The organism is Rhizobium freirei PRF 81, assembly GCF_000359745.1.
Lineage (GTDB): Bacteria > Pseudomonadota > Alphaproteobacteria > Rhizobiales > Rhizobiaceae > Rhizobium > Rhizobium freirei.
The window spans coordinates 127,373-150,661 of record NZ_AQHN01000011.1 but is presented as its reverse complement, the minus strand read 5'-3'; the positions used below and the strand labels follow the sequence as shown (position 1 = coordinate 150,661).

General features: G+C 61.1%; 20 protein-coding genes. 8 read left to right on the top strand and 12 right to left on the bottom strand.

From position 1 onward, the window contains the following. Positions 1-407: 407 nt before the first annotated feature. The 3 genes from apbC to RHSP_RS04675 all read right to left on the bottom strand — a co-directional run bounded on the left by apbC (position 408) and on the right by RHSP_RS04675 (position 4,092). Positions 408-1,559, bottom strand: coding sequence for an iron-sulfur cluster carrier protein ApbC (gene apbC / locus RHSP_RS04685; RefSeq protein ID WP_037149623.1), 1,152 nt, complete (start codon positions 1,557-1,559; stop codon positions 408-410). Positions 1,560-2,224: 665 nt separating this feature from the next. After that, a complete protein-coding gene (locus RHSP_RS04680; protein ID WP_004109824.1) occupies positions 2,225-2,962 on the bottom strand; it encodes a LuxR family transcriptional regulator in 738 nt (245 codons plus the stop codon). A gap of 326 nt (positions 2,963-3,288) precedes the next feature. Beyond that, positions 3,289-4,092, bottom strand: a complete 804-nt coding sequence (locus RHSP_RS04675) for an IclR family transcriptional regulator (protein WP_037149619.1) — start codon at positions 4,090-4,092, stop codon at positions 3,289-3,291. 131 nt (positions 4,093-4,223) lie between these two features. Here RHSP_RS04675 and RHSP_RS04670 point away from each other — a divergent pair, with 131 nt between their 5' ends. From RHSP_RS04670 to RHSP_RS04650, 5 genes are all read left to right on the top strand, one after another. Continuing rightward, a complete protein-coding gene (locus RHSP_RS04670) occupies positions 4,224-4,994 on the top strand; it encodes an SDR family NAD(P)-dependent oxidoreductase (protein WP_004109819.1) in 771 nt (256 codons plus the stop codon). Positions 4,995-5,016: 22 nt separating this feature from the next. Next, positions 5,017-5,949: a 2-dehydro-3-deoxygalactonokinase gene (locus RHSP_RS04665; protein WP_004109816.1), complete on the top strand. Its 933-nt coding sequence runs from the start codon at positions 5,017-5,019 to the stop codon at positions 5,947-5,949. Further along, complete coding sequence (locus RHSP_RS04660) at positions 5,949-6,584, top strand: 2-dehydro-3-deoxy-6-phosphogalactonate aldolase (RefSeq protein WP_004109813.1); 636 nt, start codon at positions 5,949-5,951, stop codon at positions 6,582-6,584. The genes RHSP_RS04665 and RHSP_RS04660 overlap by 1 nt, the downstream gene beginning before the upstream one ends. Positions 6,585-6,587: 3 nt before the next feature. Beyond that, positions 6,588-7,478, top strand: coding sequence for an SMP-30/gluconolactonase/LRE family protein (locus RHSP_RS04655; RefSeq protein ID WP_004109811.1), 891 nt, complete (start codon positions 6,588-6,590; stop codon positions 7,476-7,478). A 347-nt stretch (positions 7,479-7,825) separates the two neighbouring features. After that, positions 7,826-8,470, top strand: a complete 645-nt coding sequence (locus RHSP_RS04650; protein ID WP_004109809.1) for a PRC-barrel domain-containing protein — start codon at positions 7,826-7,828, stop codon at positions 8,468-8,470. A gap of 72 nt (positions 8,471-8,542) precedes the next feature. Here the strand turns inward: RHSP_RS04650 and RHSP_RS04645 are convergent, their stop codons facing one another. Together RHSP_RS04645 and RHSP_RS04640 are read right to left on the bottom strand one after the other, a co-directional pair. After that, positions 8,543-9,898: a putative bifunctional diguanylate cyclase/phosphodiesterase gene (locus tag RHSP_RS04645; RefSeq protein WP_004109806.1), complete on the bottom strand. Its 1,356-nt coding sequence runs from the start codon at positions 9,896-9,898 to the stop codon at positions 8,543-8,545. 126 nt (positions 9,899-10,024) lie between these two features. Continuing rightward, on the bottom strand, positions 10,025-11,758 hold the full coding sequence (locus RHSP_RS04640) for a response regulator (protein ID WP_037149615.1): 1,734 nt from the start codon (positions 11,756-11,758) through the stop codon (positions 10,025-10,027). A 345-nt stretch (positions 11,759-12,103) separates the two neighbouring features. On the opposite strand from RHSP_RS04640, the gene mutL reads away from it, so the two are divergent. Beyond that, the gene (mutL, locus tag RHSP_RS04635; protein WP_004109800.1) at positions 12,104-13,936 is read left to right on the top strand and encodes a DNA mismatch repair endonuclease MutL; all 1,833 of its coding nucleotides are present in this window, start codon (positions 12,104-12,106) and stop codon (positions 13,934-13,936) included. A gap of 140 nt (positions 13,937-14,076) precedes the next feature. Further along, positions 14,077-14,307 carry a DUF2093 domain-containing protein gene (locus RHSP_RS04630; RefSeq protein WP_004109797.1) on the top strand — a complete coding sequence of 77 codons (231 nt, stop codon included), beginning with the start codon at positions 14,077-14,079 and terminating at the stop codon, positions 14,305-14,307. 96 nt (positions 14,308-14,403) lie between these two features. Here RHSP_RS04630 and lpxK read toward each other — a convergent pair whose 3' ends face one another. From lpxK to RHSP_RS04600, 6 genes are all read right to left on the bottom strand, one after another. Next, positions 14,404-15,453, bottom strand: coding sequence for a tetraacyldisaccharide 4'-kinase (gene lpxK / locus RHSP_RS04625; RefSeq protein ID WP_004109795.1), 1,050 nt, complete (start codon positions 15,451-15,453; stop codon positions 14,404-14,406). A gap of 142 nt (positions 15,454-15,595) precedes the next feature. Then, positions 15,596-16,318 carry an HAD family hydrolase gene (locus RHSP_RS04620; RefSeq protein ID WP_004109793.1) on the bottom strand — a complete coding sequence of 241 codons (723 nt, stop codon included), beginning with the start codon at positions 16,316-16,318 and terminating at the stop codon, positions 15,596-15,598. A 12-nt stretch (positions 16,319-16,330) separates the two neighbouring features. Then, positions 16,331-17,650, bottom strand: a complete 1,320-nt coding sequence (waaA, locus tag RHSP_RS04615; RefSeq protein ID WP_004109792.1) for a lipid IV(A) 3-deoxy-D-manno-octulosonic acid transferase — start codon at positions 17,648-17,650, stop codon at positions 16,331-16,333. Between the two features lie 179 nt (positions 17,651-17,829). Then, complete coding sequence (locus RHSP_RS04610; RefSeq protein WP_004109790.1) at positions 17,830-18,075, bottom strand: DUF4170 domain-containing protein; 246 nt, start codon at positions 18,073-18,075, stop codon at positions 17,830-17,832. Between the two features lie 61 nt (positions 18,076-18,136). After that, on the bottom strand, positions 18,137-18,946 hold the full coding sequence (locus RHSP_RS04605; RefSeq protein ID WP_004109788.1) for a 3'(2'),5'-bisphosphate nucleotidase CysQ: 810 nt from the start codon (positions 18,944-18,946) through the stop codon (positions 18,137-18,139). A 27-nt stretch (positions 18,947-18,973) separates the two neighbouring features. Next, on the bottom strand, positions 18,974-20,326 hold the full coding sequence (locus RHSP_RS04600) for a TldD/PmbA family protein (RefSeq protein WP_004109785.1): 1,353 nt from the start codon (positions 20,324-20,326) through the stop codon (positions 18,974-18,976). Positions 20,327-20,475: 149 nt separating this feature from the next. On the opposite strand from RHSP_RS04600, the gene RHSP_RS04595 reads away from it, so the two are divergent. Next, a complete protein-coding gene (locus RHSP_RS04595) occupies positions 20,476-22,296 on the top strand; it encodes a monovalent cation:proton antiporter-2 (CPA2) family protein (protein ID WP_004109783.1) in 1,821 nt (606 codons plus the stop codon). Between the two features lie 122 nt (positions 22,297-22,418). On the opposite strand, the gene RHSP_RS04590 is transcribed toward RHSP_RS04595, so the two are convergent. Further along, the gene (locus tag RHSP_RS04590; protein ID WP_004109781.1) at positions 22,419-23,285 is read right to left on the bottom strand and encodes a patatin-like phospholipase family protein; all 867 of its coding nucleotides are present in this window, start codon (positions 23,283-23,285) and stop codon (positions 22,419-22,421) included. Between the last annotated feature and the right edge of the window lie 4 nt (positions 23,286-23,289).

Sequence of the window (23,289 nt, the reverse complement as noted above, 5' to 3'; positions counted from 1 at the left end):
GTGCTCCTGCAGCGGAGACGGAGCTACGTTCAAAGCGCGTTGCGCACGCCTGCCGCGATCCCAACAATGGCCAACGAAAAAAGCTCATAAAACCCCGGTCTTATCCCGCCGGGCCGGCCGGGAATCCCTGTCCACGTTCCACTGCGCTGCTATACCAATCCGCCGTCCGCCTTGGCGAAGCCGCCTGACCGGACGAAACGGAACCACCATTCGGCGGAGGGCAATCATCGGAAATAACCGACCATCTCCACGCCGGCGGCGCATATGCAGCAAAGCTCGCAAAGAATCAAGTCACAACCCCTTCACTGTGCGCTTTCACCGCAGATTTCAGAAATCGGCGAAGTCATAGCACAGGATACAGGCAAGACAATCCGTCGCTATACAGAAAGCAGACAAGGTGCTGTGAATTATTCAAACACGATCGAGGGGGCAGAACGCAGCGGCGTGTCGGCTATTTGCTTCCAGACCTTGGCGGCAATCTCGCGATAGATTCCGGCGACCACGCCGTTCGGTTCGGCTGCGACCAGCGGCGTTCCGGCATCCGAGCTCTCGCGAATGCCCATGGTCAACGGCACTTCGCCGAGGAAGGGAACGCCGAGCCGCTCGGCCTCCTTGCGCGCACCGCCATGGCCGAAAATATCGTAGCGGGCGCCGGTGTCCGGAGCGATGAAATAGCTCATGTTCTCGACGATGCCGAGGACGGGAACCTCGACCTTGCGGAACATGTTCAGGCCCTTGCGCGCATCGATGAGCGCAAGATCCTGCGGCGTCGAAACGATGACTGCGCCCGCAAGCGGCACCTGCTGCGCCATGGTGAGCTGCACGTCGCCGGTGCCGGGCGGCATGTCGACGACGAGCACGTCAAGCTCGCCCCAGGCGACTTCACGCAACATCTGCAGCAGCGCTGATTGCACCATCGGCCCGCGCCAGATCATCGCGGTTTCCTCTTCGACGAGGAAGCCCATCGACATGACCTTCAAGCCGTAGTTCTGCATGGGGTTGATGATGCGGCCATCGATCTGGGTCGGGCGCCCTGAGATCTTGAGCAGGCGCGGCATCGACGGACCGTAGATGTCTGCGTCGAGAATACCGACGCGCAGGCCATTGGCCGCCAGGCCGAGCGCAAGATTGACCGCCGTCGTCGACTTGCCGACACCGCCCTTGCCCGAAGCGACGGCGATGATGGCGCCGACGCCAGGAACGCCGATCTTGGCGGCGCGCGGCTGTTGCGGCTGGCCGTGCGGATGAGCATGAGCATGGGGAGCGGCCTGTTGCGGGGGAGCCGGACGCGGTGCCGGGCTGCCGGCTTTCCTGTCGGCAGTCAGAGCAACCATGGCGCCTTTGACACCGGGCATGTCCTTGACGACACGCTCGGCTGCGAGCCGCATCGGTTCGAGATCCTTGGCCCGCTCGGCAGGAACGGTAATGGAAAAATACACCTTGCCGTCCGAGATGAAGACATCCGACACCATGCCGAGCTCGACAATATTGTGCTCTAGGTCCGGGCCGCGAACCGTCTTCAACGTTTCCAGCACCTGTTCCTTGGTGATGTCTGCCATGCCATCCTCACTGCGCGCGCTGCATCGAGAGCCCGGCATCGGCCGCGATCTCTCTCAATCCCTATGGCTTAGATAGTGGAGTGGCAGGACTTCGCCAAACGAAATTCGGCACCGACGTAAAAAAGGCGTCTTGGTTGCGGCCGGCAGGTCCGCCGGGTCTATGACCCTACCAGCCGCAACACTCTCCCAAACGGGAAGGACGTTTTCGCGGGCGGACATAGGGCAGGCAGCCGAGAGGAATAAGGCAAGAATGCGAAAATCGCCCAATGAACGTCACTGATCTCGGCCAGCGTGCCAAATAGGCAACAACCGCCGCCGATGCTTTTCGCCGAAAAGAGCTTCGGCAAGGGTATCGGCGGCGGTCATTTGATCCGCGCACGTTGTTCGGCGCTGTTATCAAAGTCCCCTCTGGACTTCCGCAATTTAACAAGCAGGAAGCGTGCCACTTTTCAAAAGGCAGCGAAATGTAACGTATTCCAAGCATCTGGCGGCAGTCGACCCAATCGACCGCTCAGCCGCAGAGCGGCGCTTCTGCATATTTTGTGCGCAACGTGCAAGATTCGAGCAGCCTTCTGCTCGAATCTCGATCACCGAGCCGCGCTGGCAAAAGGAGCGCGTCTCCAGGCGGACCGTGACATTAACGAGATTGCCGAGTGGAACGACCGCTACTTGATCAGCCCCACCCGCAAGGCCTTGGCGACGGCTTGCGTGCGGTTAACAGTGTCGAGTTTCTTGGTTGCCCGATTCAGGTAGTGATTGACGGTGTGTTCCGAGAGCGCCAGGATTTCGGCGATCTCGGCACTGGTCTTGCCCGCCGCCGTCCAGTTCAGGCAATCGATCTCGCGGTCCGTGAGCGCATCGACGACGCGCACATCCATGCTGCGGATTTCCGCAAGCCGGTCAAAGACGTGGATCGCAATGTAGCACAGATCCTTGATCTCTTCCGGCGAAAAGGGCTCGCGATCGCCAGCCAGGGTTACCGCGCCGCGAATGCCGGAAGCATCATGGGTGGGCAGGCAGAGGAAACGCGTCATGCGAAATTTTTCGAACAAAGCGACGACGAGTTGGGATCTGCTTTCGTCGCGGTTCGAGGCCGGCGCGACGTCATGGACAAAGGGCAGCGTCGTGCGGCGCAGACGTTGCAGCACGGGGCTGGTTGGCAGCAATCCCTCCTGATCGTAGGCCGAGAGAAGCTCTGCCGGCCAATTGTTGATCACCGAATTGCTCTGCAATTCGAAGGAGGTGATCGGCGGCAAATTGGTGACCATGAAGGCCCGGCAACGATAGGCTTCGGTCAACCCCTTCATGAAACGAAACACATCAAACTGTGTCTTCAGCCTGCCAATTTCCTCAATAAAATCTTCGCCTCGAGGAGACGCTCCCGCCTGCATCAATGCTGTCATTTTTAGTCTTCTTTATGTAAAAGAGGAAAAACAGGGAATTTCTGTCGGCTTTTCTCTCGACGCCATCGTACCGGCGCCGCATAACCAGCGTTTATGCAAATATAAGATTTACAGGATTCCGACCGCTTCAATGGTCATTACTATGATGTCCGCCCACCATTCCGCCAAATCCTTTGTGATCTCGGCAATCGTGCGAGGATAATGGCAGTTCTTACGCACATCTCAATAATCAAATTTAAGTTAAATACGCAATTTTGCCAGGGTTCGGCGCGAACTGAGATAAATCGTCGAATTTCGCGCGATGGCTGCGGCAAACGGGCACAGGGCTATCGCTTCGGACCCATCCGATTGCGCATGTCGGTCATGATCGAATCGGCTGCTGCCAATACCAAAGGTGCCCATTCCTGCAGCTTCCCCGATGTGACGCGATAGGCAGGGCCGGTTACCGAGACACCGGCCAGCATGTGATCGCCATCGGAGCGGATCGGCGCGGCAACGCAGCATATGCCGCTCTCGTGCTCCTCCCGATCGAATGCATAGCCCCGCGCCCTGATGTCGAGTATATCCGCAAGCAATTCGGCGGCGCTCCGCAGCGTGTGCTCGGTATAGGGGCGAAATTCGAAGCCGGCGATCCGCTCGGCAAGTTCGGCATCATCGAGCGCGGAAAGGGCCGCCTTGCCGACACCCGTACAATAGGCAGGAGAGGCGTTGCCGATCTGGGAGTACATGCGCACGGACTGCCGCCCCTCGACCTTGTCGAGATAGATGACTTCCGAGCCCCGCAGGACGCCGAGATGCACGGTTTCGCCGGTTAACTCCTGCAAGCGGCGCAGATGCGGCTCGGCGATAGCGCGAAACTCGTTGCGCGCCCAGCTGCGCGAGGCCAGCTTCAAAAGCCTGATGCCGATAAGATAGCGTCCGTCACGGTCGACCTCCAGAAGTCCCTCCTCGACGAGATGCGACAATTGGCGATGGAGCGTCCCTCGGGGCTGATCGGATAACGAAAGGATATCCGTGAACCGCATCGGGCCGTCTGCCAATGCAACGAGATCGAGCAGCGCAACGAGCTTTCCAAGCGTGCCGGTCTCCCGGTCGCGACGGCGATCCGCCTTTTCGCTATCCGAATTCAGCTCCGTACCCTTTCATTTATCGCTCGCACAGCGACGCTATCCTTGACACGACGGAAGGGTAATCCGATAATTCCACATAGTCAAATTTTGTTCCAAATAATGGAACATTTTATCAAGCGGGAGGAGAAACCTTGGCTGAGACACAGGCGCAATTTCCCGATCTGAAGGACCGCACCGTGCTAATCACCGGCGGCGGTTCCGGCATCGGCGCGGCACTCGTGGAAGGCTTCGCCCGGCAAGGTGCAAAAGTCGCCTTCATCGACATCGCGGAAGAGCCGAGCAGGGCGCTCGCGGCGAGGCTCTCGTCGCAGTCGGCGCACCCTGTTTCCTTCTACCACGCCGATCTGCGCGATGTCGGCGAGATCAAGAGCACGGTCGCGGCTGTCGAATCCGATCTTGGTGCGATCCGCGTCCTCGTCAACAACGCCGCCTGGGACGACCGGCACGATATCGACACGACGACCGAGGAATATTGGGACAACAACCAGTCGATCAATCTCAAGCAGGTCTTCTTCGTATCGCAGGCGGCAGCGCCCGGCATGCGGGCCGCCGGCGGCGGAGCGATCGTCAATTTCTCCTCGATCGTCTTCAAGATGAACCCGCCGGCGCTATCCTCCTATGCCGCCGCGAAATCAGGCATTATCGGACTGACGAAGAGTTTTGCCGGCCGCTTCGGCCCGGAGAACATCCGCGTCAACGCCGTCTTGCCTGGGATGATCGTGACGGAGCGACAGCTCGAACTCTGGCTGACGGCGGATGGCATGGCCAAAACCGTCGACCGGCAATGCCTCAAGCGGGTGCTGAAGGCAGAGGATCTCGTAGGCCCCGTACTTTTCCTTGCATCCGATTGCTCGGGCGCGATGACGGGACAATCGGTCATCGTCGACGGCGGCATTTTCTAGTGAAAGATTTGGAGCATTTCCTATGACAAAACCCGCATTCATCGCGGTGGATTGGGGCACCAGCAGTTTCCGGCTGTGGCTGATCGGCGAAGACGGCAGCATTCTGGCGGAGCGCCGAAGCGGCGAAGGCATGACGACGGCCGCCCAGACCGGCTTTGCCGAGATCCTGCAGGCGCATCTGGACGCCATCTCTGCGCCCTTGGATCTTCCCGTCATCGTCTGTGGCATGGCGGGCGCACGCCAGGGCTGGGTCGAAGCCGGCTATATCGACACGCCGACATCGCTGGCCGCCATTCTTACGGGCGCAGTCGTTGTTCCCGGGCAGCCGCGCGACGTGCGCATTTTGCCGGGCCTGGCGCAGCGAGCCAAGGACGCTCCGGACGTCATGCGCGGCGAAGAAACGCAATTGCTCGGCGCGATTGCCGCCGATGCCAAGGGCGAGCAGATCGTCTGCATGCCAGGAACACATTCGAAATGGGTGCGCGTGGTCGACGGCCGGGTAACGGGCTTCTCCACCTTCATGACCGGGGAACTCTTCGACGTCATCACCAAGCACAGCATCCTGTCGCATGCCGTTGCCGGCGCCGCCGACATGCCCGCCGACGCCACGGCCTTCGAAGCGGCCCTCAAGGCTGCATTCGAGAAACCGCAGCTCGCCACCAATCTGCTGTTCACCGCTCGCTCAGGCCAGCTCCTCCACGGCACGACGGCAGCCGGCGCGCTGGCGCTGATCTCGGGCACGCTGATCGGTGCCGAGATTGCGGGCGCCCTGTCTTCCGCCGGGCAAGGTGCCGCCATCACGCTCGTTGCCTCAGGCCGCCTGCAGGCGCTCTATGAAGAGGCGTTCCGCAGCCTGTCCCTCTCCTACCAGACCATCGACGCCGACGCCGCCGTTCGCCGCGGGCTTTCCGCAGCGGCCGCAGCGATCTGGCTCAGACAAGAAAGCAAAAACTGATGACCACCCGTATCCCCTTCCCGCCCATGAAGCGCCCGCTCATTGCCATTCTTCGCGGCATCAAGCCAGAGGAAACCGCAGACATCGTCGGCGCGCTGATCGAGACCGGCTTTCGCGCCATCGAAATTCCGCTGAATTCGCCAGAACCTTTCCGCTCGATCGAGATCGCCGCCAAGATGGCGCCTGCCGATTGCCTGATCGGCGCCGGCACGGTCCTGACCGTGGAAGACGTGGACAGGCTGGATGGCGCCGGCGGCAAGCTGCTGGTCACGCCGAATGTCGAGCCCGCGGTGATCAGCCGCGCCCGCGACAAGGGCATGGTGACGATGCCCGGCGTCTTCACAGCAACCGAGGCGCTTTCGGCGGCCCGCGCCGGCGCCACCGGCCTGAAATTCTTCCCCGCCGGCGTGCTCGGCGCGTCCGGCATCACAGCCATCCGCGCCGTTCTGCCGCCAGAGCTTGTCATCGCGGCAGTCGGCGGCGTTTCGGACAAGAATTTCGCCGATTACACCAAGGCCGGTATCCTGGCTTTCGGGCTCGGAACCAGCCTCTACAAGCCGGGAATGACGACCGCTGAGGTTGCCGAACGCGCCAAGGCCACCATTTACGCCTATGACGCCGCCATAGGAGCCTGATCCATGACCGATATTCATGATTTTCAGGGCAATATTCTCTGCAACACCTCGTCCGTGCTCGGAGAAGGCCCGACCTACGACCCCGATACGGACACCGTCTGGTGGTTCAACATTCTCGGCAAGGAGCTGCATGAGCTGCACTTGCCGACAGGCAAGAAGAAGGTCCATGAGCTGCCGATGATGGCGAGCGTGCTGGCCCGCGTCGATGCCGAGCGGCAGATGATCGCCACCGAAGAAGGCCTGTTCCTTCGCGACATCGCGAGCGGCGAGTTAAGCTTCTATGCGGCGATCGAGACCGATAAGCCGGGGAACCGCTCCAATGACGGCCGCACGCATATTTCCGGTTCGCTCTGGATCGGCACCATGGGCAAGCGCGCCGAAATGCAGGCCGGTGCCATCTATCATGTCGCGGCCGGCGGCAAGGTCACCAAGATCTTCGACCAAATCAGCATCCCGAATTCGATCTGCTTTTCGCCCGATGGCACCATCGGATACTTCACAGATACCCGCGTCAGCCAGCTCATGCGCGTGCTCGTCGATCCCGAGACGGGGCTTCCGGCAGGAGAGCCGATCGTCATGGTCGACAGTATGGAAGATCCCGGCGGTCTCGATGGCTCGGTCTGCGACGCCGACGGCTATATCTGGAATGCCCGCTGGGGTTCCGGCTTCGTCGACAAATACAGCCCGGACGGCCTGCGCATCGAACGCTATCGCGTACCGGCCATGCAGCCCTCCTGCCCCGCCTTCATCGGCAAGAATGCCGACCGGCTGGCAGTGACGACCGCCTGGGAAGGGCTCGATGACGAGGCGCGCTCCATGCAGCCGCAGGCCGGTGCGCTTCTGGAACTCGGCCCGACCGTCCGTGGCGTCTTCGATCCACCCTACAAGCTTTGATTGACCTTCGCCTTCGCGCTCGGGTGCGAAGGCGATTTCCGCTATGCGGACGGCGCCGACGCGATCAAGTTATATATCGCAAAAATAGGCGCGGCCATATTTCGGCGCAGCTGCCGCGTTTAAACTTCCGGACCGCATTGGTAGATCAACGTATTGTTTTTTCATAATATTACGCCCATTTACAACCCTGAGACACCGACCTCCTGCAACTTTTGACGGAACCAAAGCTTCCCTGAGCCATTTGCCTTACGACCGGTACGATGTTGGTCAGTAATCCAGAAATCCACTCGCACCGGTATGCATGCGTTTCACCAGGCATGCCCATCAGAATGAAAGGTAGGTTCACGATGACTGGGAAACTCTTCACCTCCGTCGCTGCAGGCGCAATCTTTGCCGCTGCATCCGTGCTCTCGCCAATGGCTTTCGCACAGACACAGCAGCCGTCGAACGGCGGTACAGGTAACAGCGGCAATGCGCCGTTGACGCAATCCGCTCCGGCAACGCCCGGCGCCGCAAAGCCGGATAGTCCGGCGCCGCAAACCAAGGCTCAGGCCCCCGCTCCGACAAAGACGCCGGGCGCAACGGGCACCGAGCAGGCCGGCGGCTACCTGACCACGCAGTCTGCGGATCAGATCAGTGCCAGGACCTATATGGGCCAGTCGGTCTATAATGGTCAGAATGAGAGCATCGGCAGCATCAACGACCTGATCCTGCAGAAGCAGGGCGGTGTTATCGCAGCCGTGGTCGGCGTCGGCGGCTTCCTCGGCCTCGGCCAGAAGAATGTCGCCGTGCCGTTCACCAAGATCAACGCCACCCAGAATGCACAGGATGGCACAATCAAGCTGACGACAACCGAAACGGCCGCCACGCTGAAATCGGCGCCCGAGTTCAAGACGCTTATGATGCAGGCTTCGGAAAAGGCGGCACGTTTGGAAGGAACGACAACCATGCCGGCGACCGACAGCATGACGACGTCGTCGACCAGCAAGTAACAGGATCAGCCTGATCAAAAAGAAAGCGGCGACCCTTTCCGGCCGCCGCCTTCTTCGGGCATGCTTACTGCCTCAAGCAATCTCGCGCTCGCTGCCGAGTTCGAAATAATGCGTTTGCAGATAGCGAAGCGTCGCAGCGCTATCGGCCGGCTTGCCGAAATAGTAGCCCTGCCCCATGGCGCAGCCGAGCGCCCTCAGCTTCGCGGCTTCCGAATTTTCTTCGATGCCTTCAGCAACCACGCGCAGCTCCAGCCCTTCGCACATGGCAAGAACTGCCTTGATGATGTGTTCGGAGGCTCTGTCGGAATTCATGCGGGAGACGAAGGCGCGATCGATCTTCACCTTGTCGAAGATGAACTCGCGCAGGCGCCCGAGGCTCGATTGACCGGTGCCGAAGTCGTCAAGGGAAATACGCACGCCGGCAGCCCGGAGATCGGCGATGATACGGTGCGCCGTGTCGGCCGAGCTCATCACGGCGGTTTCGGTGATTTCGAGCTCCAGGCGATGCGGATCGAGGCCGACGCGAGCGAGAATGGCAAGGACGCTGCTGCTGGTGCCGGGGTCCATCAGCTGCGCCGAAGACAGGTTGAAGGACAGGAAAAGCTCGCGCGGCCAGGAGAGTGCCGCCTCCGCCGCCTTGCGCAGAAGCGTTTCGGACAGCGCGTCGATGAAACCCCGTTCCTCGGCGAGCGGCACGAAGACGGCAGGGGAAACGAAGCCAAGATCGGGATCGTTCCACCGGGCAAGAGCCTCGAAGCCGAGCACCATATTGTTGGCAAGCGAAACGATCGGCTGGAAATGCACGTCGATGGCATCGGAAATGATGGCGTTTCGCAAGGCCTGCTCAAGCTGCGTTGCCCGCTTCATTTCCTGCGCAATCTCGCGGGAATAGACGGTAATCTGGCCGCGGCCACGGCGCTTGGAGCGATAGAGAGCCGTTTCCGCGTTCTTCAGGAGATCGTCGAATTCCTCGCCTCCAAAAGGATGGATCGCAAAGCCGAAAGAGGCGGACAGCCGGACATTGCGATCGCCAAGATCGTAGGGCGCCGACAGCACCTCGCGGATCATCTGTCCGAATTTCTCGGCGCCGACGCGCTCGAAAACCAGAGGCAGGACAAAGGCGAATTCATCGCCATCGTGACGGGTCACGGCTGCGCCATCCGGAATGCACGCCTTGAGGCGATGCGCAACCTGACAAAGGATTTCGTCGCCGGCTTCCACGCCGAATAGATCATTGATCGGCTTGAAGGAGTCGAGATTGACGATGCCGATTGTGAAGGGCGCAGGATCGCTGGCGCGCTCAAGCGAAAGCTGGCGCGTGCGTTCGCGCATGCGGTGGCGATTGCCCAATCCCGTCAGCGGATCGGTATAAGCGAAAGCCTGCGATTCCTGACTGACTGGCCCAAGCAGCATTTCAGCCGATTTCATATTCGGTTCCGATGTTTTCTCCACCCTGGAAAAAGCATGAAGACGAAGTCTTAACAAAGGATGGCAAAACGACAGTTATTCGACGCCCGCAACAACTCGCCGTCGAGTATGGAATCATCGTAATATTTACCTGCTCTGCGCTTTGCGGATATTGCGCATGTATTTCTGGAATACAGTCTCGATAATGTCCGGGCTGACCGGCTTCAGGATGACGTCGTCCATGCCGGCATCGGCGCATTCGTTGCGGTCGCGCTCAAAGGCCTGAGTGAGCACGCCGATGATCGGCGTATGCGATCCGCTGCCCTTCTCCGCCCCGCGGATCAATCGTGCCGCCTCGAAGCCGTTCAGGCCCGGCAACGAGATATCCATCAGGACGAGTTCGGGGCGATGTTCCTGCCATAGCCGCACGGCCTCATCGCCGCTGGCGGCAATCACATGGCTGTATCCGAGACCTTCGAGGATCTGCGCGAAGACGATCTGATTTATGTCGTTGTCTTCGGCGACCACAACCTGCACGCGGCGATCTTCGCCGGCGCCATGTCGCCATTCCTGCGCAGGCCCCGCTCCTTTGACATCTCCCAGCTCGCCGCGGATGTTGCGGTTGAAATGGCGAGCGATCAGGAACGGCAATTCCGTGGTGAGCTGCGAACCATCCAGAGACAGGACGGGCACGTTTTGCCGCTCCGCCAGCTCGACACCGCGCTTGCCCAGCTGATTGTCAACGATGACGAGATCGATCTTGACGCCGTGGGCGCTCGCCACATCCAGAAACGCCGCCTCCTCGTTCTCGTCGTGAACGACGCAGGCTTCGAAATCATACGCGCCGAGCGTCTTGAGAGCGGCCGTCTCGGCGGCAAAATCTGACGTGACGACGAGAATCTTGCGGCCGCTGAAATTTTCCGGCGCGAAGGTCTCCATGGCGGCGGGACGACGTGAAATGGTCTGCAGGGCAGCCATTGGAACATAGGCACGCCGATAGGATCGGTCGCCATTTTCCTTGATGTGCGACGCCAGCGCAAACTCGTCGAAATCGGCTCCGTCCTTCGGCAGATCCTGCATGGTGCCGACCAGGAAATAGCGGCCGGGTTTGCCGATGCGATGTTTGCGCGTGACGATATCGCGCTCAACGCCGTCACGGGCGATCTGGCGCTGACGCGAAATCGACATCTCTCCGGTCTCGATGACGTGCCGGTCGCTTTCGTCGAAACGATGGGCAAGGTCGGTGGAAAACAGATCGACGCCCTTGCGGCCGCGAACCTCGTCTGCTGCAGTCTGGTATTTCTCGCAGAATGCCCTGTTGACCGCGACGTAGACCATGTTCTGGTCCTTGACGAAAAGCGGGAAAGGCAGGTTGTCGAGAATGTCTTCCGTGAGCTGCACGCGCTCCATGTCGATGCGCCACTGCTCTTCGCGCTTCTTCACTTCGGAGACGTCGGAGAGGATGCAGAAGCCGATCCCGGACGACAGTCGTCGATTGATAACGCGGACGCGACGATCATCGATGAAATGTTCGGTCATCTCGAAGCGCTCGCGCCAATGCGAGGCGATGCGTTGCGAGATCCAGCCGTCACGGTTGGTCGAGGATTTGCCCTGATTTCCCTGGCTCAGCACGCCGCTGTCGAAGACCGCGCCCAGGAAGTCGCGCAATCGCGTCGAGGAATGCAGGAACTCGGGCTGGATCGGAAAGAAGTTCAGAACCTGCCGGCTGGCAAACAGCAGGAGATCGTTCTTGTCGTAGGCGAAGAAGGCGCTGGAAAGTCCGTCGCAGAGAGCGTCGAAGAACATCGGGTGCAGATTGCCGCCGGAAGGCAGATCTTCCGTCATCATTGCCAAAGCTGCCTTCTCAATCTCGGCAGTCATTCGTTCGATTCCTACACTCAACCAGTTTCACGGCATGGCAAATCGACAGGGCGGCGCTCGCTCTGCAGGGTAAATTTATAAGAGTATCATGCTGGCCTGGGTACTTGAAGCAGATGGAACCTGGCTCATGGAAGTTGATGGCCACCAACCTGCCATCAAGAGCCCTCAGCGTGCACGAGGCGCGCCATCTGCAGTCATTTCAAGTTCATTGCCTCCCAACCTGTCATCATTCCCTTAAACATTGATTAAATTTCTTAACAAAGCTCCGAATGGAAACGGGTGGATGAGAAGAGGCGGATCGCCTTTCCTCTTCCCACGCCGCCGCGAATCCACGAGAATGAAACCATGGCCATCAAGCAACTTTCCGAAACACTGATCAACCAGATCGCCGCCGGCGAAGTCATCGAGCGTCCGGCGAGCGCCGCCAAGGAATTGATCGAAAACGCGCTGGATGCCGGCGCGACGCGCATCGAAATCGCGACGGCCGGCGGCGGCAAGGCGCTGCTGCGGGTGAGCGACAACGGCGCCGGCATGGACGAGGCGGACCTCGAGCTCGCGGTCCGGCGCCACTGCACCTCGAAGATTTCCGACACGCTGGAGGATATCCGCACGCTCGGTTTCCGCGGCGAGGCCTTGCCCTCCATCGCTTCCGTGGCGAAGCTGTCGATCGTCAGCCGCAGAGTGGATGCTACGGGCGGCGCCGAGATCGCGGTTGCCGGCGGCAAGGTGCTGCATCTGCGCCCGGCGGCGGCCAATCCCGGCACGATCGTCGAGGTGCGCGACCTGTTCTTCGCCACGCCGGCCCGCCTGAAGTTTCTGAAGACGGAGAAAGCGGAAGCGGCCGCCATCACCGAGGTCGTCAAGCGCATGGCAATCGCCTTTCCGCGGGTGCGCTTCGTGCTCTCAGGCAGCGATCGCTCGACGCTCGAATTTTCCGCAACCGGTGACGACCATCTCGCCCGTATGGCGCAGGTGCTCGGCAAGGAATTCAAGGACAACGCGATTGCGCTCGATGCCGTGCGCGAGGATGTCAGTCTCACCGGCTTTGCCGGAGTGCCGACCTTCAATCGCGGCAACTCGGCGCATCAATATGCCTTCGTCAACGGCAGGCCGGTGCAAGACAAGCAGATCCTGTCGGCCATCCGCGGCGCGTATGCCGAGACCATTCCCGCCGGCCGCTATCCGGTCGCCGTCCTCTCCCTGACGCTCGACCCGGCGCTGGTCGACGTCAATGTGCATCCAGCGAAATCTGACGTACGCTTCCGCGATCCCGGCCTCGTGCGTGGCCTGATCGTCGGCGCTGTGCGCGAGGCATTGGCGCGGGAGGGCGATCGCGCCGCGACCACGGGCTCAGATGGTATGCTGCGCGCCTTCAATGTCGGTCGCTCCGGCTTTCAGCCGGGGTGGCGTCCAACGCCCTCGGCTGCACCCTGGACGCCGCAGACTTCGCCATTCCGCCCTTATGAGAGGCCTGCACCGGCGGGCGAATATGGTTTTGCAGAAAAGCCTCAAGCTGCCTTTGAGGGACTTGTCACGCCCACCGCACGCGCTGAAGCCCCACCGCCGATGGAACAGGTGCGGATAGAGGAGCCGTCCCGTTTTCCGCTGGGTGCCGCTCGCGCGCAGTTGCACGAAAACTATATCGTCGCGCAGACGGAGAATGGCCTCGTCATCGTCGATCAGCACGCCGCACATGAGCGACTGGTCTTCGAAGCGATGCGCAAGGCCCTGCACTCGAAACGGCTGTCTTCGCAGGTCCTGCTGATTCCGGAGATCGTCGACCTGCCGGAGGAGGATTGCGACCGATTGATGGTATTTGCCGAGGAGCTTGGCGAACTCGGCCTTGCCATCGAGCGTTTCGGCCCCGGAGCGATTGCCGTGCGCGAGACGCCGGCCATGCTCGGCGAGGTCGACGCGCCGGGGCTGATCCGGCAGTTGGCCGACGAGATCGCAGAATGGGACACAGCCTCCGGGCTTGCCGCCAAGCTCGAATATGTCGCGGCGACCATGGCGTGCCACGGTTCCGTGCGCTCGGGGCGTCGGCTGCGGCCGGAGGAGATGAACGCTCTGTTGCGCCAGATGGAAGCAACGCCGGGTTCGGGCCAGTGCAATCACGGCCGACCTACCTATATAGAGCTGAAGCTTACGGACATCGAGCGGCTCTTCGGACGCAGCTGAAGACAGCCGGTCTCGAAGGGAGTAGAGTCTTCCACGCATTCCAGGGAAAGCCGCTTCGCACTTTTCCTGGAAATGCTCTGGAAAAGTCCCGTCCAGCGCTGTATGGCAAACAGGTGACAGTGATCAAGGACGGGCAGCATATGAATCTTTTCGAGGGACATGGGAACCGCGAGGCGAAAATTCGCTATCTCGACGGCGATTTCCAGATCCTGATGCCCGGCTCCTATGTCGTTTGCGCCATGACGGGCAAGCACATCGCTCTCGATGAGCTGCGCTACTGGAGCGTTGCCCGGCAGGAGCCTTATACCGACGTGATCTCCTCACTCGAGGCCGAAAAGCGAGCCGGCGCCCTTCCCAATCAGAAGCGCTGATTTCCCTTTCCGCATCGCGCGGCAATAGTCCTAGCGTTTCCGCTTTTCTTACGCATTCCGGACGGAAAGCCGCTGCGCATTTTTCCTGGAAATGCCCTAGCCGGCCCTTGCATTGCTTCCTTCCCGCAAACGCCGCTCGCGAGCGGATGCGATCGCCCCGTCGATGATCCGGCCCGGCGCTTGCGGATCCTCGAAGACCATGTCGATCTCGATCACCCTGCAACGCTGCAACAACTCGTCGGCGCGGCCGTGATGGCCGATCAGGCGAACATAGTCCTTCGATGTCGTAACGATCTCCAGACCTTCGCGGGAGGCGAGGTCGAGAATATCCGAGACTTCGTCCTCGCCCGGATGCTCGTGGTCTCCGAAAGCACGGCGGACCGCAATATTTGCCCCGAGCGCCTCGACCGTGTGGAAGAACTTGCTGGGATCGGCGATGCCGGCAAAGGCCAGGACGTTTCGGCCGCGCAGATCCTCTTGGCCACGGACCTTGACCGAGGCGGTGAAGAAGGGCTTTCCGGCCCGCGCTGCCTGCCGCACGACCCGATCGGCCGCGATGCCCTCGCCGACTTTCAATATGCCGGAGGCATAGAGAAGCTGCGTGCGCAGCGGCGCTCGCACCGGGCCGGCGGGAACGAGATAGCCGTTACCAATGCCGCGGCCGGCATCGATCACCACGAGGGCATAGTCGATGGCGAGATGCGCGCTCTGGAAACCATCATCCATGATGATGAGATCGGCGCCCTCGCGCACGAGCCGTTCGGCCCCTTCGGCGCGGCGACGGGCGATGACGGTCAGTGCCTCACGGGCAAGCAGCAGCGGCTCATCGCCGACCGCCGTTGCGTGGTGATGTGCCGGATCGACGATCGTGGTGACATCGAGCGAGCCGCCGTAACCGCGGCTGAGAAAGCCCGGCGTCAGGCCCTTGGCTTTCGCAGCCTGGGCGATAGTGAGCGCCGTCGGCGTCTTGCCTGCTCCGCCGACGGTGAAATTACCGATGCAAATGACCGGCACCCGCACGGAGGCGCGGCGGGCATGCGCCATGCGATGTCCGGCAATGCGACCATAGAGGAAGGAGAAGGGCGATAGCCCCCAGGCACGCCAATCCGGTCTTCGCCACCAGAAGGGTGGTGCTTCCGATACCATATTCTAACCCCGCCTCGCGCCTGCGACTTCAGCAAGGTGGCAAAAAAGGGCAGATCGCGTGAAAAAGCAAGCCTTTGCCAAGATTACGCCGGCTAGAGCCGGATGCCGTGCGAAAACCACTCACCCTTTTCGGCATCATCCTCTAGGCGACCGGCATGAGCAGGCTTTCCAGCTCGGTGATATCGTTGAGGCAATAGTCGGAGGCGGCAGTCAGCGTCTCACGCGACCCGGTGCCCGTCAGCACGCCGACGGTCAGGCCGACGCCGGCATTGCGCCCCATGTGAAGATCGTGATTGTTGTCGCCGACGACGGCGACCTGTGCCGGGGAAAGGCCGGTTGCCGCATAGAAGCCAAGCACCATGCCTGGCTCCGGCTTGGTGCCGAAACCGCTGTCGTAGCCGGCGATATAATCGAGATAGTCGATGAAGCCGAAGCGGCGTGCGGTCTGGCGGATGGAGCGTTCGTTGTCGCTCGAGGCCACACCGAGCTTGTAGCCCCGCTGATGCAGTCTCTGAAAGAGGGCCGCAAGGTCGGTAACAGGCGAGGAAAAATCCGCGGCATGCGCAAAGAGCGCGTCCAGCTTCTCGACCAGTTCCGCCACGGCCACTTTCGAGCCGGCGGCAACGAGGCCCTCGGAAATTTGCCGGGTATTGCCGGCCGCAAGCAGGCTGTCGGGGACGATATGGCCGGTGATAGGGTCCATGCCGCAAGCAGAAAGCAGATGGTCCGCCAGAATGGGATCGTCCTGTGCGGCAATTCTGGCCAGTTCGCGGTTAACAGGCAACCAGCTCGCATCATAGTCAAGCAGCGTGCCATCCTTGTCGAAAAGAATGCCCGCAATCGCTCCCAGCTTGACCGCTGCCATGCCTTTTCCTTCTTAACCGTTCGCCATCGTCTTCGGCATCAGCCGCGCCTTTACCGACAGCGGATTGATGTAGGGCTCAAGCCCCTTGACGGTTGCCGCCAATGCACCGCGCATATCATGCACGGCGACGAAGCCGGCATCGATCATTGTGCGCCGCGCCGTGTCGTTGGTCAGCAGATAATGCACGCCGCGCGCTAGCATCTCGGTATCGCGCACCATGCGGGCGCTGCCGCGGCGGGCGAGCACCTGATAGGCATCGCGGAAATTCTGGACATGGCCGCCGGTCAGGATCGCGCAACCGAGCATGGCCGGTTCCAGCGGATTCTGGCCGCCCTCGTTGAACAGCGACTTGCCCATGAAGGCGACCTCGGTCATGCGCAGATAAAGTCCCATCTCGCCGATCGTATCGCCGAGGAAAACATCCACATCCGCCGACAGAATATCGTTGCGGGTGCGGCGGGCCACCTTGAGGCCCTGCTCCACGAGCATCGCCTCGATCGCATCGCAGCGTTCCGGATGGCGCGGCACGATGATGGTAAGCTGACTGTTATGCTCCTTGAGCAGGGCGTGGACGGAAGCGGCAGCCCCCTCCTCGCCCTCGAAGGTCGAGACCGCAGCCCAGGTCTTGCGATTGCCGATCTGCTTCATATAGCCGGCAAGCGTCGGCGCGTCATAAGACGGCGCGTCGGTATCCACTTTGAGGTTGCCCGACTTGAGTACCTGCACGGCGCCGAGATCGCGGAAACGCTCGGCATCGAGATCGGATTGGGCGACGACCAAAGCAAGATTTTCGAACAGCGCCTCGGCAAGCGACGGATGCTTGCTCCAGCGAGCAAAAGAGCGATCCGACATGCGGGCATTGACGAGAATTTGCGGGATGCGACGGCGGCCGAGCTCGGTGATCGTCGTCGGCCAGATCTCGGATTCGGCGAAGATGGCGCAATCGGGCTGCCAATACTCCAGGAAGCGCTTGATGGCTGGCTTGAGGTCGAGCGGCACGTATTGATGGATAACCTCTTCGCCTAGGCGCTCATGCGCCACCTTGGCGGAGGTGATCGTGCCCGTCGTCAGGATGACGTGAATGTCGCGGCGGCGGATTTCCCGGATCAGCGGAATGACAGCCGACGTCTCGCCGACGCTTGCGGCATGGAACCAGATCAACGGTCCTTGCGGGCGGTTGGCGCTTGCATAGCCGGAACGTTCCAGCTTACGCGCGCCATCTTCCTTGCCCTTCGCCGCCCGGACGGCGAGATACGGCCCGATAAACGGATAAAGGGCGATGCCACCAAGACGATAGGCGCTCAAGGCAAGACGCGCCCTGAGGCTGCTCATCTCGATCGACTCCTATCCCAGCTGATCATCATCGATGCCAAATCCCGATTATCAAACGGCCGAATAAACGGCCGAGTTTTCGTTTTTATTGTGTCAAAGATACTGCTTCATATCCGGTTTTAAAGCGAGAACGCCTCTCCGGACGAGAATATCAAACGCTAATTTCGGTGTTAGGCAGCTCAGGACGCCGCTTTTTCCGTCGGATCGAGCAAACGATGCAAGTGAACGATGAAATAACGCATGTGGGCGTTGTCAACGGTTTGCTGCGCCTTGGACTTCCAGGCCGTCAGTGCACTCGCGTAATCGGGATACATGCCGACGATATCGAGTTCGCTGAGGTTGCGGAACTGGACATCTTCGAGGCTTTCCAGTTCGCCGCCGAAGACAAGATGCAGGAGTTGCTTTTTGCCGCTGGTGTCTGTCATTTTCGTCTCTTTCTACTGTCGTCCCCCTCCGCCCCTCATCTGAGGGATTTTGACCGAAAGGTCAACCGTCTCGTCTGTGGGCAAGCTGGCGGAGAAATTCGGGAAGCTGCGATGATGGCGCGCCGCAAAGTTCTTCATGCGAGACTTCCGGCCGATTATAAAGCAAGGCATTGCCCGAGAGATCCACGAGCGCTCCGCCTGCCCGCTCCAAAATGAGATCGGCGGCAGCCAGATCCCAGTCGTGCGAGTTGCGCTTGACGAGCGTCGCCTCCAGCCGGCCATCCGCGACCATGGCCAAGCGATAGGCAAGCGAGGGAATGTGCTTGACCCGCTCGACCGTCTTGCGGAAGTCCGGATCGATCCCCTTGAGCATGTCTTCGCCGGTCGCCAGCCGTTGAGGATCGTCGCCAAGCCTTTCCGAAACGTTGATGGGCTTGCCGTTCTTCAGCGCTTGGCCGCCGGCGGTGGCAACGAAAAGCTCATCCAGCGCAGGCGCATAAAGGACCCCCGCCACCGGCCGCCCGTCGGTTACGACAGCGACGCTGACGCACCACAAATCCGATCCCGAGAGGAAGCCCCTGGTGCCGTCTATCGGATCGACGACGAAGACGGTCGCGTGCGACAGCCGTGCGGCATCATCATCGGTTTCCTCGGAAAGCCAGCCATAGTCGGGCCGTGCCGAACGCAAAGTGGCGGCAAGGCTTTCATTGGCGGCAAAATCGGCAGCGCTCACCGGAGACTGACCGTTGTTCTTCCACCAGACCTCCGGCGACTGCCGGAAGAAACCGAGAGCGATCCTGCCTGCCTCGAGTGCGGCCTCGACAATCAGGTCCACATCGCTCGGCCGGCCGGCCTTTGGGCTATCGCTCATTCACAACGTCCAATCTAAGCTCGTTCCTCAACGTCCGGCCAGCGTCATGCCTTCAATGGCGAGCGTCGGGGCGGCAACGCCGAAATCGCGGTCGATATCGTTGGCCGGCGTCACGCGCATGAACATCTCCTTCAGGTTGGAGGCAATCGTCACCTCCGAAACCGGGAAGGTCAATTCGCCGTTCTCGATCCAGAAGCCGGTCGCGCCGCGGCTGTATTCGCCGGTGATCATGTTGACGCCTTGGCCGATCAGCTCGGTGACGTAGAAGCCGGTTCCGACGCTGCGGATCAGTTCTTCCGGGGATATATCGCCGGGCTCCAGCGCCAGATTGGTGGAGGACGGCGATACGGCCGTGCCGCCGCGCACGCCGCGGCCGTTGGTCTTAAGGCCGCCGCCGATCTCGCGCGCCGCCGAAGTGGAGAGGAACCATGATTTCAGCACACCGTCCTCGATCATGACGAGGCGCTTGCCCGACACGCCTTCGCCGTCGAAGGGGCGCGAAGCCGGACCGCGCACGACCAGCGGATCGTCGGTGATCGAAAGCCCGGCCTTCAACACCTGCTGGCCCATCTTGTCGCGCAGGAAGCTTGTTTTGCGGGCGACGGAAGCGCCGTTGATCGCGCCGGCAATATGGCCGACAAAGCCGCGCGCGACGCGCGGATCGAAAACGACGGTGACATTCCTGTTTGTCGGAACCTGGCGCGGATTGATGCGCTTGACCACACGCTCGCCGGCGCGGCGCCCGATCTCCTCGGCCGTATCCAGATCGGCGAAATAGAGGCGGCTGTCGAAATCGTAGTCGCGCTCCATGCCGGTGCCTTCGCCGGCAATCACGCTGACGGAGCGCCCGAAGCGCGAGCCCATATAGTGACCGGCAAAGCCATGCGATGTCACAAGCACGAGGCCGCCCATGCCGGCCGAAGCGCCGGCGCCGGAAGAATTGGTGACGCCGGAAACGGCAAGGGCTGCCGCTTCGGTCGCGAGAGCCGCTTCGCGAAGCTGCTCCGTGGAAACCTCGGTCGGGTCGAACAATTCGAGATCGGGGTAGCTCTTGGCCAGGTCCGTCTCGTCGGCAAGGCAGGCAAAGGGATCCTCCGGTGAAACCTTGGCCATGGCGACGGCACGTTCGGCAAGGGCGTTCAGATCGAAGCCGGGATTGGCCGAAACGCTGGCAACACGATTGCCGACGAAGACTCTCAGGGAGAAATCATCGCTTTCGGAGGATTCAGTGCCCTCGACCTTGCCGAGGCGCACGCTGACCGAGTGAGCGCGCGATCGCACGACGACGGCATCGGCCGCGTCCGCCCCGGCCTTCCGGGCGAGATCGATCAACTGGCTGGCGCGGGAAAGCAGAGTGGCGGAATCGATTTTTGAGGTCATGATTTGGCCTTTCCTTCGCGTTCCATTTATTGTGCACTACATGAAGCATCAAGGGCGGCAAAGCCGATTCTTGTTCTAATCCCTTCACGCCTGGTTGTTTACGATGGCCGCGTGTCGCAATAGCGCCTGCCCACGGAAAGAAACTGACGATGTCCGCCCCCAATACGCTCTTCACCGAGACCCTGCTACTGCTCGGAGGTGCCGTCGTTACGGCGCCGATCTTCAAGAAATTGGGGCTTGGCACAGTGCTTGGCTATCTGGCCGCCGGCGTGGTGATCGGCCCGATCCTCCATAGCATCGGCGACAGCGAGGCCGTGCTTGCCGTGGCCGAACTCGGCGTCGTCTTCCTGTTGTTCATCATCGGTCTGGAGTTGAAACCCTCCCGCCTCTGGCAGATGCGGCGCGATATTTTCGGCCTCGGCACGGCGCAGGTGGTCCTCAGCGGATTGGCGCTGATGGTCGCTTCCTATTTCGGCGGCATTGCCGGCTGGAAGGGCAGCATCATCATAGGCTTCGGCCTGGCGCTGTCCTCGACGGCGTTCGCGATGCAGATTCTCGAACAGCAGGGCGACGTCAATACGAAGTACGGCCAGCGCTCCTTCTCCATGCTGCTGCTTCAAGATCTCGCCATCGTGCCCTTGCTGGCGCTGATTACCGTTCTCGACGGAGCGAAGGAAACCGCCAATCCGCTGCCGAGCCTTGCGATTGCCCTCGGTGCCGTGGCAGCGATGATCATCGCCGGCCGCTATCTGCTGACACCGCTGTTCCAGGTGATTGCCCGCACCGGCGCGCGCGAGGCGATGATCGCGGCCGCCCTCTTTGTCGTCATGGGGTCAGCGACCCTGATGCAGCTTGCCGGTCTCTCCATGGCGATGGGTGCCTTTCTCTCCGGTGTGATGCTGGCGGAATCCTCCTATCGGCACGAGCTGGAAGCGGATATCGAGCCCTTCCGCGGCGTACTGCTGGCCATCTTCTTCATCGCGGTCGGCCTGTCGCTGAAACTCGAAGTGATCCTCGACAATTGGCTGCTGATCCTGCTTGCCGTTCCGGTGATGATGATCATCAAGGCGGTCCTGATCTATGCGCTCTGCCGAGTCGCGGGCTCACCGCATAACGATGCCGTGCGTATTGCCGGCCTCCTGCCGCAAGGAGGCGAATTCGGCTTCGTGCTGTTCAGCGCCGCCAGTGCCAATGGCGGGCTCTTCTCCGCCAATACCGCATCGACGCTGATCGCCATCGTCACGCTGTCGATGGCGCTGACGCCGCTGACATCGGCGCTTGCGAAGCGGCTGGTCAAGGGCGACACGCAGGAGGAACTGGACGAGGATTTCGAGGGTGCAGGCTCCGATGTCTTGATGATCGGCTTTTCGCGTTTCGGCCAGATCGCGGCGCAGATCCTGCTTGCCAGCGGCCGGGACGTGACCGTCATCGATTTCTCCGCCGACCGTATCCGCCAGGCATCGAGCTTCGGCTTCCGCATCTATTTCGGCGATGGCACCCGCAAGGACGTGCTGCGCTCCGCCGGCATCGATCGAGCCAAGATCGTCGTCGTCAGCACGCATCAGCGCGAAGTGACCAACAAGATCGTCGAGCTCGTGCAGACGGATTATCCCCATGCGCGCATCTTCGTCCGCTCCTACGACCGCGTCCATTCGATCGACTTGCGCCGCAAGGGCGTCGATTACGAGCTGCGCGAGACGCTGGAATCCGGTCTCCTCTTCGGTCGCCGTACCTTGGAGGAGTTGGGCGTCAGCGAAGCTGAAGCCTATGAGATCGGCGAGGATATCCGCAAGCGCGACGAGCAACGGCTGGTGCTGCAGGTCAGCGAGGGGCTGCAGGCAGGAAGCGACATGCTCTATTCACGTCCGGTCAAGCCGGAGCCGCTGGTCAAGCCGAAGCGCACGGCCGAAACCTACAGCGATGCCGACGATCTCGTGGCGCTGCCGCAGGAAGAGCCGGAACGAGCCTAGACCATTCCAGGAAAAGTGCGCAGCAATTTTCCTGGAATGCGTAAAAAAAACAAGAAGATAGAGCATTTCGGCAGCGCAACGCCAGAGCGAAGATCTCACGGTGTTGCGCCTGTAGAATGTTCTTAGTTCTTTGCCGTGATAACGCGGTCGAGGGCGAATTTCAGCTCGTCCTTGACGCCGGCCGACATGGCGAGAATATCGCGCGCCTTCAAGAAGTCGAGAACGCCGGTGCGGCCGACGGCCGGGCGCAGGAAGATTTGCGGCGCCTGCAGGCGCAGCTTCAGCGCGATGTTCGACTGCATGGTTAGCTGACCGGCGCCGAACAGGCTTTCGATGCGATTGGGAATATGCCGGCCACCGCCCTCGGGACCGCCAACGACATCGATGCCGATGATGATATCGGCAAGTCCGGCGAGATGCTCATAAGGGACCGGGTTCATGATGCCGCCGTCGATCATCACGCGCTCGCCGAGCCTGACCGGCATGAACACAGCAGGAATGGCGGCGGAGGCGGCAAGCACCGGAAAGAGCTCGCCCTTTTCGATCACAACCTCGGCCTGATCGTAATAATCCGTGGTCACCACCTTCAGCGGTATGTGCAATTCCGAAAAATTCTCAGGAAATGTGGTCGGCAGGAAAGTGCGCAGGATGCGTTCGAGATTGAACTGACCGAAGCGGATGCTGCGCATGCTGACCGGCCGCAAGCTCCAGATCTTGTTGAGCACGGCCGGGCGATTGCCGACGGTTGCAAGCGTATGATCGCGGATTTCGGCGCCGCTCATGCCGGCCGCCATGGCCGCCCCCATGATCGAACCGATGGAGGCGCCAGCGATCGCGACTGGACGGATGCCGAGTTCATCGAGCGCTTCTATGATATGGATATGGGCAAGACCGCGGGCGCCGCCGCAGCCGAAAGCGACCGCGACGCTCGGCGTGCTGGAGGCGGCAAGCGGATAGTCGCTGCCGACGAAATCAGCATAATCGCCCATAGCC